Annotated in this window: 8 protein-coding genes; 3 read left to right on the plus strand and 5 right to left on the minus strand. The window is 65.2% G+C overall.

Features of this window, described 5'->3' with window-relative positions; all coding sequences use genetic code 11:
• Positions 1 to 6,132 (minus strand): YDG domain-containing protein (locus ACODSK_RS30020; protein ID WP_489021408.1); only part of this gene is annotated, 6,132 nt, incomplete at its 3' end.
• A gap of 221 nt (positions 6,133 to 6,353) precedes the next feature.
• Between ACODSK_RS30020 and ACODSK_RS30025 the strand changes: the two genes are divergently transcribed.
• Together ACODSK_RS30025 and ACODSK_RS30030 are read left to right on the plus strand one after the other, a co-directional pair.
• A complete protein-coding gene (locus tag ACODSK_RS30025) occupies positions 6,354 to 7,043 on the plus strand; it encodes a response regulator (protein WP_489021410.1) in 690 nt (229 codons plus the stop codon).
• 5 nt (positions 7,044 to 7,048) lie between these two features.
• On the plus strand, positions 7,049 to 8,863 hold the full coding sequence (locus ACODSK_RS30030; RefSeq protein ID WP_489021411.1) for a sensor histidine kinase: 1,815 nt from the start codon (positions 7,049 to 7,051) through the stop codon (positions 8,861 to 8,863).
• 85 nt (positions 8,864 to 8,948) lie between these two features.
• Here the strand turns inward: ACODSK_RS30030 and ACODSK_RS30035 are convergent, their stop codons facing one another.
• The 4 genes from ACODSK_RS30035 to ACODSK_RS30050 form a co-directional block, all read right to left on the minus strand.
• Complete coding sequence (locus tag ACODSK_RS30035; RefSeq protein WP_489021413.1) at positions 8,949 to 10,193, minus strand: OprD family porin; 1,245 nt, start codon at positions 10,191 to 10,193, stop codon at positions 8,949 to 8,951.
• 161 nt (positions 10,194 to 10,354) lie between these two features.
• Positions 10,355 to 11,887, minus strand: coding sequence for a UxaA family hydrolase (locus tag ACODSK_RS30040; RefSeq protein ID WP_489021415.1), 1,533 nt, complete (start codon positions 11,885 to 11,887; stop codon positions 10,355 to 10,357).
• Between the two features lie 68 nt (positions 11,888 to 11,955).
• Entirely contained in the window at positions 11,956 to 13,143 is a 1,188-nt protein-coding gene (locus ACODSK_RS30045; protein WP_489021417.1) for an L-talarate/galactarate dehydratase, read from the minus strand.
• Positions 13,144 to 13,166: 23 nt separating this feature from the next.
• A complete protein-coding gene (locus ACODSK_RS30050) occupies positions 13,167 to 14,552 on the minus strand; it encodes an MFS transporter (RefSeq protein WP_489021419.1) in 1,386 nt (461 codons plus the stop codon).
• Positions 14,553 to 14,837: 285 nt separating this feature from the next.
• On the opposite strand from ACODSK_RS30050, the gene ACODSK_RS30055 reads away from it, so the two are divergent.
• Complete coding sequence (locus ACODSK_RS30055) at positions 14,838 to 15,851, plus strand: LacI family DNA-binding transcriptional regulator (protein WP_489021421.1); 1,014 nt, start codon at positions 14,838 to 14,840, stop codon at positions 15,849 to 15,851.
• Positions 15,852 to 16,140 lie beyond the last annotated feature (289 nt).

Consider the following 16,140-nt stretch of genomic DNA (forward strand, 5'->3'; position numbering starts at 1 on the left):
GGTGCGGTTTTGCGCGGTGATGCCGGTCACGGCACTGATGCTGGCCTTGGCGATACCGGCGCTGCTGGTCGCCGTGTTGTCGGCCAGGGTGTAGTTACCCGCGTCAGCGCCGCCGAGGACGATCCCGGTGATCGCGACCGTCTTGCCATCCCCGGCGTTCTTGTCGGCGAAGGCGCCGTTGGCCGAGGCCACGCTCAGTTCGTCATTGCCGAGGCGACCGGTGAAGCCGGCGCCGCCGGTGCTCAGGCTGGCATCCACAGTACCGTCGTAGGTGCGGTTTTGCGCGGTGATGCCGGTCACGGCACTGATGCTGGCCTTGGCGATATCGGCGCTGCTGGTGGCGGTGTTGTCGACCAGGGCGTAGTTACCCGCGTCAGCACCGCCGAGGACGACCCCGGTGATCGCGACCGTCTTGCCGTTGCCGGCATTCTTGTCGGTGAAGGCGCCGCTGGCCGAGGCCACGCTCAACTCGTCATTGCCGAGGCGACCGGTGAAGCCGGCGCCACCTGCGTTCAGGCTGGCGTCGGTGGTGCCGTCGTACACCCGGTTTTGCGCAGTGATACCCGTCACGCTGCTGATGCTCGCCTTGGCGATATCGGCGCTGGCAGTCGCCGTGTCGTCGCCCAGGGTGTAGTTGCCCGCGTCAGCGCCGCCGAGGACGATCCCGGTGACAGCGACCGTCTTGCCGTTGCCGGCGTTCTTATCGGCAAAGGCGCCGCTGGCCGAGGTCACGCTCAACTCGTCGTTGCCGAAACGACCGGTGAAGCTGGCGGTATCAGTGCTCAGGCTGGCGTCGCTGGTGCCGTCGTAGGTGCGGTTCTGCGCGGTGATGCCAGTCACGGCACTGATACTGGCCTTGGCAATATCGGCGCTGGTCGTAGCGGTAGTACTAACCAGGTTGTAGTTACCGGCATCGGCGCCACCGAGAACGATATTGCTGATACTCACGCTCTTGCCGTCGCCTGCGTTCTTGTCGGCGAAGACGCCGCTGGCCGAGGCCACGCTCAGCTGGTCGTTGCCGAAGCGGCCGGTGAATGCGGCATTGGCGGTGTCCAGGCTGGCATCGGCAGTGCCGTCATAGGTACGGTCCTGTGCGGTGATGCCGGTCACGGCACTGATACTGGCCTTGGCGATATTGGCGCTGGCCGTGGCGGTCGTACTGGCCAGGGTGTAGTTACTGGACTGGGATCCGCCGAGCACGATATTGCTGATGTTCACGGTCTTGCCGTCACCGGCGTCCTTGCTGTCGAAGGTGCCGGTGGCGGAACTCACGTCGACGCGTTCGCTGCCGATGAGCCCGGTGAAGGTCACGTTGCCGGTATTCAGGCTGGCGTTGGTGGTGCCGTCGTAGGTGCGGTCCTGCGCGGTAATACCGGTCACAGTGATGATGGCCTTGGTGATATTGGCCAGGACGACCGCGGTAGTGCCAACGTTGTAGTTACCGGCATCGGCACCCGAGACAGTGATGCCCGTGATGTTGACGGTCTTGGCTGTCCCGACATTTTTGTTGGTGAAGCTGGCATTGGCCGAGCCGATGCTCAGGCTGTCGCCCGCGACCATGCCGCTGAACACGGCATTGCTGCTGTTCAGCGTGGCCGTGGTGGTGCCGTTGTAGGCCCTGTCGGCGACGCTGAGCCCGGTTATCGTGCCGATCATGGCCTTGTTGACGGTCACGCTGGCCGCCAGGTTGCGGTAGCCGATGTCGTACCCCTGCTGTCCCGAGTACAGGCCGTTGACGGTCAGGGAGCCGTTGCCGGTGCTGTAGGTGCCGACATTCTTGCTGGACGTCACGTAGCCGAGGCTGCCCAGCAGCTTGCCGGCATCCAGGTCGCTGCCCAGGTTGCTGGTGTAGCTCGCGGCGCCTGCGGCCGTCGAGCCGTTGTAGGTCTTGGTGCTGCTGCCGCCGGCAGTGATGAGGCTCACCCGCTGCAGGAAGCTGCGCAGCACCGGCCCGGCAAGGCCTTCATAGAGGCGCCAGGTTGCATTCGAGCCGCCGTTGCTGGCGATGTTCCAGCCGGCGAAGGTGGAAGCCTGGGTCAGTTCCTGCCAGGTTTTCCCGATGCCGCCGTCGCTGTTCGAAGCCAGGCCGGCGTTGATGCTCGCGCCGCTGGCATCGGTCGTGGCATAGAAGCTGTTCAGCACCGAGCCAGTACTACCACCACCCACCACGCCCCCCACCGCGCCGGCGCTGCTGACGATGCCGCTGGCGTAGGTATTGCTGATGCTGCCATGGTTGTTGTAGCCCGCCAGTCCGCCAACCATGCCGGCCCCGGTAACAAGGACGCTAGTGTAGACATTGCTGATGCTACCCTGGTTGAGGCCAACCAGCCCGCCCGTCCTCTCACCCATGCCGGTGATACTGCCTGTCACGTAGATGTTGCTGATGGTGGAGTCGCTCGTGCCGACAAGGCCGCCAACGGAGTTGCTGCCTTTGATGTTCACATCGGCCAGGCCAAGGTTGCGAATCACGCTGCCATAGCTGGTCACCCCGAACAGGCCGATGTAATCGCTCATAATGCGATCAATACTCAGGCCGCTGATGCTATGGCTGCGTCCGTCCAGGCTGCCGGCAAAACTGTCGGCCGCGGTGCCTATCGAGAAGAACCCGGCCGTGCTCCAGATCTCGCTGGCATTGCTGCCGGAGGTGGCACTGGCATCGATGTCGTTGGCGAGGGTATAGCTGCGATCGGGCGCGTAGGCCATCAACTGCAACTGATGGGCATTGTGGATCGTGGTGCTGTATTCACTGGCGAGCATAGGACGGGTCGAACCGTCGATCATGACCCATTGCTGGCCTCGACCATCCGTGGCGACGTACACGCTACTGCCACTGCGCAGCGGGGCCCAGGTACCAAAACCGCTGTAGCTGGCAAGTGAGTAGCGATTCGAACTGTTGATCGCGGTGGCTTGCAGGGAACTGCTCAAGTTGTTCCCGGATGTGCTCCGCCCGGTGCTGCCCGAATCCCAGTAGGCGTTGCGGATGCTGCCATCGGCGCTCAGGCCGAACAGTCCACCGACGTTGTTGCCGCTCGAAACGACCTGCCCGCTAGCGTAGACGTTGTCCAGGGCCCCTGTGTTCAGGCCGACCAATCCACCGACCGAGTTGCTCCCCGAAACGCTGCCAGTGGCGTAGGAGCTGTAGATCGTACCGAAGGAATTGGCGCCAACCAGTCCGCCGGCGTTGCTCGCGTCACTGATGACGGAGCCGGAGGCGTAGCTGGAAACGACACTACCCCAGTTCGTGCCGACCAATCCTCCAACGCTCAGACCACCCTGAACGCGGGCACTGGACCAGGCGTTGCGGATGCTGCCCAGGTTGGTCCCGACCAGGCTACCCACCTGGGTGGCAGCGCTGCGCACGCTGCCGCCTTCCAGGCCAATATTGCTGATCACGCTGGTGCTGCTGGTGTAACCGAACAGGCCGGTATCGGTCAGGTTGCCACCGTTGATGGTCAGCCCGTTGACCACGTGCTGGGCACCGTCCAGCTGGCCGCTGAAACGGTTGGCGTTATCGCCGACCGGGACGAAGCCTGCGCTGCTCCACATATCGCTGGCATCGCTGCCGGCGGTGGCGCTGGCGTCGATATCCTCGGCCAGGGTGTAGCGCGCACCAAGGTTGTAGGCCATCAGCTGCAACTGGTGGGCATTACGGATGGTGGTGCTGTATTCACTGGCGAGGAACGGCCGGGTCTGCCCTTCGATCATGATCCACTGCACGCCACCGTTGCTGGCGGCGTAGACGTTGCTGGTACCGGCGACCAGACTCCAGGTGCCAAACCCCGCATAGCTGGCGCGGTTGTAGCGGTCGCTGGCGGTGAGCTCGCCCGCCGCGCCGCTACCGGTGCCGACCGCACTGGCCTGGCCGGTGCTGGCGCTGTCCCAGTAGCCGTTGGTGATGCTGCCGGATTCCGTGCGCCCGACCAGGCCACCGGCGTAGCTTGGCGTCGCCACCGGGTGGGTGACGCTGCCGGTGGCGTAGACGTTCTCCAGAGAGGCGAGACGAAGCTGGCCGACCATCCCGCCGAGGTAGGCATCGACCGTCATGCTGCTGGTGACGCTGCCAGTGGAATAGCCGTTTTTGACGCTGCCGCTGAGCACATTCCCGGCCAGGCCGCCCACGGAGCCATTGCCCGAGACATTACCGGTGGCATAGCCATTGGTCAGGTGGCTCTGGATAAAGCCCACCAGGCCGCCGACATCGAAATTGCCGAGCACATTGCCGCTGGCATGGACGTTTACGACTGGCGCTTCCATATAGCCCACCAGGCCGCCGACACTGGAGTTGCCGGTCACATCGCCAGTGGCGAAGGCATTGGTCAGGCCACCGGCGTTGCTGCCGACCAGGCCGCCGACGTTGCCGTTACCGGAGACACTGCCCGTGGCATAGACGTTGTCGAGGGTGCCGCGGTTGCTGCCGACCAGGCTGCCGACCTCGTTGCCGGCGGTGGACACGCTGCCCCGCAGCAAGCCGAGGTTACGAACGCTGCTGCCGTTGGCGGTCGTACCGAACAGCCCCACCTGGTTGCCATTGCCCGCGTCGATGACGAGGTCGCTGATGGTGTGGCCGAGTCCGGCGAAGTGGCCGGTGAAGGCCGCGGTCTTGCCGATCAGCGCCGAGGTGTAGATCGCACCGCTGGCATCCAGGTCCAGCGCCAGGGCATAGCGGCCGCCCAGCCCGATGCTGTCGATCGCCAGCAGGTCGGCCATGCTGCGGATCACGCTGTAGGCATTGCCGTTGATGCTCAGCCGGGCATTGTCGCCCGTCAGGTTGACGGGTGCATTGGCCGTGTAGCGAGTGTCTGCGGCCGGGGTGGTGCTGCTGTTGCCGTTGTTGCCGCCGTAGTTCAGCGCCAGCCCGCCGCTAATGCCTTCGACCGTGATCGATGCGTTGATATTGATGTTGCGTTCGGCGGTAAGGGTCAGGGTGTTGTTGCCCGTCAGGCGCACTGCGCTATTGACGTGGATATCGCCATTGCCTCCGGCGGAGCCCATGGTAGCGGTCTGAATTTCGAAGTCGTTGCTGGCAATCGCAGCCGCTACCGCCGTGCTGGACATGTTGCCGCCGCTGTCAGCGATGGTGAAATCGTTGGGGTCGATCAACCACTTGCCGGTCTTGCCCTGCGCGGCCGTGGTCGTGACTTTTGCGCTGTCCGCCACGTTGACGTGGGCACCGGAGGTCTCGATGAAACCGCCGTTGCCGCCGCTCGGCGCACTGGCGTCGAGGGTGCCGGCCACCTGTACGCTGCCGCCGTCGAAGCTGCCGAGCAGGACGATCTTGCCGTTCTTTTCGCCAACGGTTTGCGCCTCGATGGTGCCGGTGTTGTTGACCACGGTGTTGATCAGCGCTTCACCCGCATTGGCGGTGAGCAGCACCTGGCCGCCGTCGGCCTTGATCAGCTGATGGTTCTCCACCAACGCATCGACCACCGCCTCGTCCACCTGCACGTTGAGCAGGCCATCGCCGGCGAAGTCCAGGGTTACCGCATTGCCCGCCGCCAGAGCCACGCTGCCCTGGTTGGCGACAATCACCCCGTTGTTGCTCACCGTGCCGCCCAGCAGCGCGACACTGCCGCCATCGGTCGCGGTGATCTTGCCGTTGTTGACCACCGCTGCGTTCTTGCTGTTGCCCTTGAAGGCATAGTTACCGGCTTCGAAGTCGCTGTTGCTGATATCCAGGGTCGAGGCCACCAGACCGCCGACATTGACCTGCGCCCCCTGGCCGAACAGCACGCCGTTGGGGTTGACAATAAATACCCGGCCATTGGCATCGAGCTGGCCCATGATCTTCGAGCCATCGGCGCCCAGCACCCGGTTCAGCGCGATCGAATCGCGGCCCGGCTGGTTGAAGGTGACCTTGTTGCCCGCCGCGATATCGAAGCTCTGCCAGTCGATGGCGAGCTTGTTGCTGGCCTGGTCGATGACCATCTGCTTGTCCGTGGGTAACGCGATCTGCCCCTGCCCCGCCGTCACCTGGCCGCCGCTCGGCAGATCGGCTGCACTGGCCAGGGTCGGAAGCAGCAGGATCGCCGCCAACACCGCACCGGCGCCCTTGCCCCGTCTCCGGGCGTGTTCATGGGCAACGCTCCAGGCGCCGAGGCTTGGGTTCCAGACGAGGGCATAAGTGCGGTTCATGGGGGCTCCCTTCAGCGATCGAGGCGCAGGCGCGTGCTGACCAGCAGGCCTGGCAAAACGCTATTGGACGTGAAGGTATTGGCCACTGGCTATCACTGAAACTAGGTAATTTCACCCCGGGGCGCAGCAGCGCTATACCTGATTCTGGTGATGGTCGAAGGCCACTATCGCGTGTCAAACTCGCGCATCTTCCACTTACTGCCACGGATTGCCTGCCGCCCATGTCGACCACCCGCCCGCCTCCCGATGACGCCCTGTTGCCCGCCCCGATCCTGGTGGTCGAGGACGATGCCCTGATGCGTCAACGTCTGGCGCGGGTACTGGGGGAAATCGGCTATGCCGACGAGGCGGTGAACTTTGCGGTGAACCTGGCCGAGGCCCGTGCCCATCTCAGCCAGCAGCCGGTAGCCATGGTGCTGGTCGATCTCGGCCTGCCCGATGGCAACGGTATCGAGCTGATCCGCGAACTGCGCGCGCAGGACCCGGCGCTGTGGATCCTGGTGATTTCCGCCTGGAGTTCCGAGGAGGCGATTCTCGGCGCCCTGCGCGCCGGCGCCACCGGCTACCTGCTCAAGGAACGCGACGACCTCGAAGTCAGCCTGTCGATCCGCAGCGTGCTGCGCGGCGGCGCGCCGATCGACCCGTTCATCGCCCGGCGCATCCTCACCCTGCTGCCCAGCGAGCCGCTGCACAAGCCTGCCGACAGCAACGATAGCGAAGCCCTCAGCGCCCGCGAGAGCGAGATTCTCGAATGGGTTTCCCGTGGCCTGAGCAACCGGGAAATCGCCGAACAACTGATCATTTCCCGCTACACCGTCGAATGCCATATCAAACGGATCTACCGCAAGCTGGCCGTGTCCTCGCGTACTCGCGCGGTCAACGAAGCCCGGCAGCGCGGCTTGTTGTCCTGAGCCTGTTGCTGGTCCTGCTGCCGTGGCTGACGAGCCTGGCGCAGGCCGGTTGCCAGACCAGCATCAGCCGCGTCCTGGTCGCCCCCGAGCGCAGCGGCGTCAGCGCGCGCCCGCTCGACGGCTGGCAGCCAGTGAGCCTGCCGGACCTGTGGCAGCGGCACTGGCCGGGCTTCCATGGCGCGGTTTGGTATCGCGTCGATTGGCAGGCCGACTGCCCGGGCGAGCCGCTGGCATTGAACATCGATCGCATGGCCATGGCCGCCGAGGTGTGGCTCGACGACCGCCTGCTGTGGCGCGACGAGAGCCTGGTCGAGCCCTTGTCCCGCGGCTGGAACCTGCCGCGCTACTGGCTGCTGCCGCTGTCCGGGGGCCAGGACCGGCATACCCTGTGGATTCGGCTGGTCGGCTCCGAACATGCAGCGCCCGGCCTGGGCACGGTACGCCTGGGCAACCACGCGCAGGTGTGGCCGGAATACCGCCGGCAGTTGCTGGTCCAGCGCGACCTGATTTTCGTCAGCCTGCTGCTTTCCCTGGTGCTGGGGGTGCTGTTCCTGACCTTCTGGCTGTTCCGCCGCCAGGAGCGCACCTTCGGCTGGTTCGCCCTGGCCTCGCTGCTCTGGTCCGTCGGCATCCTCAACATGCTGGTGACGTCCTCCTGGCCATTCAGCCATGGCGAGGTCTGGGATCGCCTCAGCCTGGTGGCGTTCGCCCTGTATTCCCCGGCTTTCTGCATGTTCATCTGGTCGTTCGGCGGCATGCGCTTCAGGCGTTTCGAGCAACTGCTGTGGAGCGGCGCCCTGCTGCTGTGCCTGACCATCATGCTGGTACCCGACCGCTACCTGTCGTCGTTGCAGGTGGTGTCGGCATTTTCCCTGCGCCTGGCCTTGTTCGTCGCCTGCCTGCAACTGCTGTGGCGCGCCGTGCGGATCCGCGACCGCTACCAGATCCTGCTGGGAGTGGGCATCGCCGGGCTGTCCATCTTCGAATTCCTGACCCTCACCGGCGTGCTGGGCATCCAGGGGGTGTATGCCCTGCTGTCCGCGCCGCTGATGTCGATCCTGATGTTCCTGGTCCTGGCCACACGCTTTTCCAGCAGCCTGCTGCGCATCGAGCGCTTCAATGATGAATTGCAGGTGACCGTGGACAACACCCGCGCCGAACTGACCCGCACCCTGCAGCGCGAGCATCGCCTGGAAGCCGACAACATCCGCCTCAACGAACGCCTGCGCCTGACCCACGACCTGCACGACGGCCTGGGCAGCTCGCTGATGCGTTCGATCGCGCGCATGGAGCACGGCGAAGGGTTGAACGACGGTCAGTTCCTTTCCGTGCTCAAGACCCTGCGCAGCGACCTGCGCGACGTTATCGACGGTTCCTCCGCCGTACCCGCCTGGCAATCTCCGCAAGAATGGCTGGCGCCCTCGCGGCGGCGCTTCATCGACCTGCTCGACGACCTCGGCATCGCCTCGCAGTGGCAGTTGCCGGAACAGTGGCCGGGCCGGTTCACCCCGGCGCAGTTGCTGGCCCTCACCCGCTTTCTCGAAGAAGCCCTGACCAACGTGCTCAAGCATGCCGGCGCCACGCGCCTGGAGGTCGAGGTCAGGGAGCAGCAGGCACACGGCCTGAGCCTGGAAGTTCGCGACAATGGCCGCGGTTTCGATGTGGAGCAGGTGCTGAGGGCGGGCACCGGGGTCGGCATGAGCAGCATGCGCATGCGCATCGAGCGCATGGGCGGGCATTTGCGCATCGAATCGCGGGCGGGTGACACGCGCTTGATGGCGGTCATCCATGGCGCCCCGGTGATCGCCGGGGGCCGCTAAAAAACAGGCCGGCCAGAACCCGGGCCGGCCTTCACCACCAATGATCGGCGGTCAGCCTCGTACATGAAGGGGACTGCCGTCGCCCTCAGAGCAGCGGCAAGGTGTAGCTGATGATCAGGCGGTTCTCGTCGATATCACGCTGGTAGTTCGAACGCAGCGCGGCATTGCGCCAAAGCACATTGACGTTCTTCAGCGGCCCGGACTGCACGGTGTAGCCCAGGTCGGTATCGCGCTCCCATTCCCGGCCCTCGCCGGCGAAGGTCGCGGGATTGGCGTGGTCGCCGTGGTTGTAGCGGGTCGAGAAGGTCAGGCCCGGCACGCCGACGGCGGCGAAGTCATAGGCGTAGCGCAGTTGCCAGGTACGCTCCCCGGGCTCCATGAAGTCCGCCGCCATCATGTAGTTGGTCAGGTAGGCATCGGTGCCGATCAGGTACGGCATGGCGGTGGAGCCGGACAGCCCCTGGTAGGCCACGCCGACGCTGTGCCCGCCCAGGCTGTAGCCGAGCAGGACGTTGAGGGTGCGGTTGTCCACCCGCCCCGCCAGGGCCTGGCCGCGGTCGTCGCTGATGAAATAGCGCGCATCCAGGCTCAGCTTGCCCGGCCCGAGCTTGCGGCTGCCGAGCAGGCCCAGGTAGTGCTGGCCGTAGACCTCGTCCAGCTCGCCGTACTGGTAGCTGAGCAGCAGCTCCGGGCTGAGCGCGTAGTCCACCCCGCCCATGCGGAAGTCGTCCGCCTCCGGGGTACCGCTGAAGCGGCGGTTCTTGTTGACCAGGCTCATGGCCTCGCCGTGGGAGTAGTCGCGCCGGGTGGTGCGGTCGACCTGGAGCCAGGTGAAGGTCAGGCCGTCCAGCTCCTTCGAGGTCAGCACGCCGCCCTGGAAGGTCTGCGGCAGGATGCGCCCGGTGCTGGAGGCGATGGTCGGGTACTTGAGCAACTGGGTGCCGACCTTCAGCTCGGTCTTCGACAGGCGGACCTTGGCGGCCACGCCGAACTTGCTGTACTGGTCCGGCGCTCGGCCGTCGTCGCCCACCGGCAGCAGGCCGGTGCCGCTGCGCCCCGGCGAGGAGTCCAGCTTGAGCCCGAGCAGGCCGATGGCGTCAAGGCCAAAGCCGAGCGTGCCTTGGGTGTAGCCGGAGCGAAAATCGAGGATGAAGCCCTGGGCCCATTCCTCGCGCCTGGAAATGCCGGCGTCTTCGCGGAAGTCGCGGTTGAGGTAGAAGTTCTGCGCCTTGAGGCTGGCCTGGCTGTCTTCGAGGAAGCCGGCGGCATGGGCCTGGAGGGACAGGGGCAACAGGGTGACGACAGGCAGGATCTTGTTTTTATTGGGCATGGCGGGTCCGTTGGACCAGGTCTGGGCCTGGCCTTGATTGTTGTTGTGGTTGTCAGGGCCTCATCGCTGGCAATGCCAGCTCCCACAATGTACGCGTCAGGTCTCGATCTCTGTGGGAGCCGGCATTGCCGGCGATGAGGCCATCAGCGGCGATGGAGTAATCAGGCAAGAACACCGATCTGCCAGGGACAGAACTCATCTTCCCCCAGCCCGTTCAGCTCACTCCTGGTCTGTTCCCCGGAGGCATGAGCCAACAGCCTTTCGAAGATCTCCCGGCCCATCTCGGCGATGGTCTTGTCACCATCGATGATCTGCCCGCAGTTGATGTCCATGTCATCGCTCATGCGCTGGTACATGGGCGAGTTGCTGGCCAGCTTGAAGGTCGGCGCCGGCACCGAGCCGAAGCAGGAGCCACGCCCGGTGGTGAAGGCGATCATGTTGGCGCCGCCGGCAATCTGCCCGGTGGCGGAGACCGGGTCGTAGCCCGGGGTGTCCATGAACACCAGGCCCCGCGCCGTCACCGGGTGGGCGTATTCATAAACATCCATCAGCGGCGCGTTGCCGCCCTTCTTCGCTCCGCCAAGGGACTTCTCCAGCACGTTGGCCAGGCCGCCGGCATTGTTGCCGGGGCTGACCCGGCCGTTGATCTGGGTGTCGCGCCCGCGGTTGTACTCCAGCCACCAGTCGATGCGCTCGACCAGCTTGCGCCCTACCGCCGGCGTCACCGCGCGGGCGGTCAGGGTGTGCTCGACACCGAAGATTTCCGAGGTTTCGGAGAGGATCGCGGTGCCGCCATGGCGCACCAGAATGTCCACCGCCGCGCCCAGCGCCGGGTTGGCCGACAGCCCGGAGAACCCGTCGCTGCCACCGCACTGCATGCCGATCATCAGGTGCTCGGCCGATACCGGCTGGCGCCGTGCTGCATCAGCCTCCGGAAGCATGCCTTCGATCAGGGCGATGCCCTGCTCGGTGGCGCTTTTCACCCCGCCCACGTCCTGGATCACCAGCTTCTTCAGCATCGGCCCTTCCACCAGCCCTTCCTGCTCGAAAAAGCCATGGATGTTGTTGCGCTCGCAGCCCAGGGCGATCACCAGCGCGCCGACCGTATTGGCATGCTTGATATGCCCGGCGATGGTCCGGCGCAGCAGGTCCATGGGTTCGCCGGTCATTTCCATGCCGCAGCCGATCTCGTGTACAAAGGGCACCACGCCGTCGATGTGCGGGAAGGCCGCCAGGCGCGAGGCGTCGAAGTGATTGGCGATCTTGCGTGCCACCGTGGCACCGCAATTGCCGACCACGAACACCCCCAGGTAATTGCGCGTGGCGACCCGGCCATCGGCACGAACGATGCCCTGGAAGGTAGCGCGCTGTTCGGGCGGCAACAGGTCGGTGGGTACATAGTCGAGGCCATGGCGGTAGTCGCGCTCGGTGTCGCCGAAGGCGATGTTGTGGCTGTGCATCCAGGTGCCCGGCGCCAGGTCTTCGCTGGCGTAGCCGATCACCGTGTTGTACTTGAGCACCGCCTCGCCCTTGCCGATAAAGCGTGCGGCGATCTTGTGCCCCAGGGGCACGGGCTGTTGCGTGGTGACGCCTTCAGCGGGGATGGCGGTACCGGCGGCGATCTCCAGACGCGCGACGACGACGTTGTCGGCGGCATCGAGACGGATGACGGGGCTGACTTCACGGGAGTTCATGCTGTTGTTTTCCTGATTTCGCTAAAAACCGTGGCGACGGCGACACAAGCACCGCCGCCACGCACCACTCAAGGACGCTTGCCGAACTCGACGCTGTCCTGGGTCCAGGCCAGCGCCTGTTCGCTCAACGAGAAGCCCAGGCCCGGACGGTTCGGTACCCACATGCGCCCGTTGCGCAGCTCCAGGCGCTCGTTGAACAGCGGCTCCAGCCACTCGAAGTGCTCCAGCCACGGCTCCTGCTCGTAGGCAGCGGCCAGGTGCAGGTGGATCTCCATGGCGAAGTGCGGCGCCAGCTTCAGGCCCTGGAAGCTGGCCAGGTTCATGATCTGCAGGAACGGCGTGATACCGCCGACCCGTGGCGCGTCCGGCTGGATGAAGTCGCAGGCATTGGCACGGATCAGCTGGGCATGTTCGTTGAAGCTGGTGAGCATTTCGCCGGTGGCGATGGCGGTGTCCAGGGACGCAGCCAGGGCGGCATGGCCGGCAACATCGGCGCTGTCCAGAGGCTCCTCGATCCAGGTCAGGTCGAACTGCTCCAGCTTGCGGCAGAAGCGCTGGGCGGTGACCCGGTCCCATTGCTGGTTGGCATCGACCATCAACGGGAAGCCCTCGCCAAGGCGCTCACGCACGGCCTGCACGCGCTTGAAGTCGATGCTGGTGTCGGGCTGGCCGACCTTGATCTTGATCCCGCCGATGCCGTTGGCGCGGGAGGCATCGACGTTGTCCAGCACCGCCTCCAGCGGCGTCGACAGGTAGCCGCCGGAGGTGTTGTAGCACTGCACCGAATCGCGGTGGGCGCCGAGCAGCTTGGCCAGCGGCAGACCGGCGCGCTTGGCCTTGAGGTCCCACAGGGCGATATCGAAGGGCGCGATGGCCTGGGTGGTCAGGCCGCTGCGGCCCATGGAGGCGCCGGCCCAGAGCAGTTTGTTGAACAGCTTGGCGATGTCGTTGGGGTCTTCGCCGAGCAGGGTCGGGGCGATTTCCCGGGCATGGGCGTACATGCCAGGGCCACCGGCACGCTTGGAGTAGCCGAAGCCGATGCCTTCGTGGCCTTCGCGGGTGCGGATCTCGGCGAAGATGAAGGCGATTTCGGTCAGCGGCTTCTGCCGGCCGGTGAGCACCTTGGCATCGCTGATCGGCGCGCCCAGGGGCAGCACGGTGTAGGACAGCTTGATCCAGTCGATGCTGTCGGTGGTGGCTGCGCCGGGTTGCAGGGCAGCGATCTTCGGGTCGATGTAGACGTTGCTTTCGATCATGGCAAGGGTGCTCTTATTGGACCTTATTGGACGTTGGAGGGTTTGCCGGTCAGATCGGACAGCTGCAGGCGCTGGATCTTGCCGACGATGAACAGGTAGGAGAACGCAGCGAGCAGGCCGTGGGCGCCGACGTAGAACAGCGCGCTGGTGAACGAGCCGCTGGAGTGCAGCAGGTAGCCGATGACCACCGGGGTGACGATGCCGGCGGTATTGCCCAGGGCGTTGAACACGCCGCCGGTCATGCCGACCATCTCCCGCGGTGCGGTGTCGGCCACCACGCTGAAACCGAGGTTGCCGAAGCCCTTGCCGAAGAAGGCCAGGCTCATCACCGCGATCACCAGCCATTGGGTGTCGACGTAGTTGCACAGCATCATGGTCGAGCTGAGCAGTACGCCGGTGATGATCGGGGTCTTGCGGGCGATGCTCAGGGACTGGGTGCGACGCAGCAGCCAGTCGGAGAAGAAGCCCGAGGACACCGCACCGATCAGCCCGCACATGGCCGGGATCGAGGCCACCAGGCCGGCCTGGAGGATGTCGAAGCCGCGCTCCTTGACCAGGTAGATGGGGAACCAGGTCACGTAGAACCAGGTCACCGCGCTGACGCAGTACTGGCTGATGAACATGCCCAGCAGCATGCGGCTCTTGAACAGCACGCCGATCTCGCCCAGCGAGCTGCGGCGCTTGACCTTGGGCAGCGCGGACTGGCCTTCGAGATCGACCAGGGCCTCGCCCTTGCGCAGGTAGTCCAGTTCCTCGGCGTTCATCTTCGGGTGGTTGACCGGCAGGTAGTAGTTCTTCCACCAGATCGCGGCGATGCCGATGCCGACCACGCCCATCACGATAAACACGTACTGCCAGCCGAAGGCGTAGCACAGCCAGCCCATGAACGGCGTGAAGAAGGCCAGGGAGATGTACTGCGCGCTATTGAAGATGGCCCCGGCCATGCCCCGCTCCGCCGACGGGAACCAGGAGGCGATGACCCGGGTGGAGGCCGGCCCCACCGGTGCCTCGGCCACCCCGAGGAGAAAGCGCAGGGCCAACAGCAGCGGCACGATCATGCCGACGTAATGCACCAGGCCCATGCACACGGTGAAGATCGACCAGATGCAGATGGCCAGGGCCATGGTCTTCTTCGAGCCGAAGCGATCACTGAGCCAACCGGAGGGAATCAGGAAGATCACGTAGGCCCAGCTGAAGATGGAAAACAGGTAGCCCATTTCCACCGAGCTGATGCCCAGCTCCTTGCTCATGTCGGAGCCGGCCACCGACAGCGCAGCACGGTCGCCGCTGGACAGGGCCAGAACCATGGTGATCAGGGCCAGGATCAGATAGCGGTAACGGGTGGCGCTGGCCGACGCGGCGACGGCACCGGCGGCGGGGCCGGTGGCGAAGGTGTCAGGGTTGTTCATCGCGATTGCCTCATTGTTTTTATAGGGTTCGCGCAGGGGCCTTCCGGACGACGCCCGCTTGTTGAGTCTGGTCGTTCGCGGAGCGTGGCAGCGAGCCGTTCCGACCAATGACAGCGCTAGCAAATGACAGCGCTGTCATTAATCCTAGGCGCCAGCCGACGGGCTTTGCAAATCGGCGAAAGCGGCGAATTCCCATGGAGTGGGACAACGCGGCGAACGATGAAAATCCGCGCCGTTCCGGTAGAATCCGACCACCCGCCCCACCCTGCCGTCCCGAGGCTTCACATGCTGGAAACTGCGCCACGCACTGCCCCTGCCACCCTGGATGACGTGGCGAAGATGGCCAAGGTCTCGCCCATCACCGTGTCACGGGTGATCAATCGACCCGAGCTGGTCTCGGAGAAGACCCAAAAGAAGGTGCGCAACGCCATCCGCAAGACCGGCTATGTGCCGAACATGCTGGCGGGTGCCCTGGTTTCGCAGCGCAGCCGGCTGGTCATCGTCGTGGTACCGAACATTGCCAACCGCGCCTTCGTCGACACCATCACCCAGCTCGGCCAGCATCTGGCCAAGGCCCGTTACCAGTTGCTGCTGAGCCAGTCCGACCTGGATGCCTCCGGGGAATCCGGGCTGATCGACGCAGTCCTCGCCCGCCGCCCCGACGGCATCGTCCTCACCCGCCGCCTGCAAAGCGCCGAGGCCCGGGAAAAGCTGCTAGCCCGTGGCGTACCGGTGGTGGAAACCTGGGAGCTGGCCCAGGAGCCGATCGATACCGTGGTGGGGTTCTCCCATGAAGCGGTCGGCACGGCCATGGCCGGGCATCTGGTCGAGCGCGGCTATCGGCGGATCGCACTGGTATGGAGCGACGATGACCGGGCCACGCGGCGGCGCCTGGCCTGCATCGAAACGCTGCAAGGGGCCGGGGTGGAGATCGTCGCCTGCGAGTTCGAACAGGTCCCGGTGAACATGGGTAACGGCCGCCAGGCCATGGCCCGCCTGCTGGCGGCCGGGGTGCAGATGGATGCGGTGATCTGCAGCATCGACCTGCTGGCCCAGGGCGTGATGGCCGAGGCCCAGGCCCATGGGCTGCGGGTGCCGCAGGACGTAGCGGTGATGGGCTTCGGCAACCTGGAATTCGCCGCCCATACCCACCCGCGCTTGAGCACGGTGAATGTGGATGGCGGGCACATCGGCCTGCGCACGGCGCAGCTGCTGTTGCAGCGCATCGATGGCAGCCTGGCGCGTGGGGTTGAGGTGGAGGATGTGGGGTTTGAGCTGGTGGTCAGGGAAAGTACCTGAGGCCGACCGCATGAGCCAGCCCAGACACAGCAACCTGTGGAGCTGGCAGGAACAACCCAACCAGCAAGATCGATGTCGAGGCGGATGGCCTCATCGCCGGCAATGCCGGCTCCCACAGAGTTCTGGGCCAGCCGCTGGATCCAGGCCAGCCGCAGGAACCAGGCCTGGCACAGGAACCTGTGGGAGCTGGCATTGCCAGCGATGAGGCCGGCAAGAACTACCCAGCCAGCAGGTTTGATGTTGAAGCTGATGGCCTAATCGCCGGCAACGCCGGCTCCCACAGGGTTCC

The organism is Pseudomonas sp. FG98, assembly GCF_057808595.1.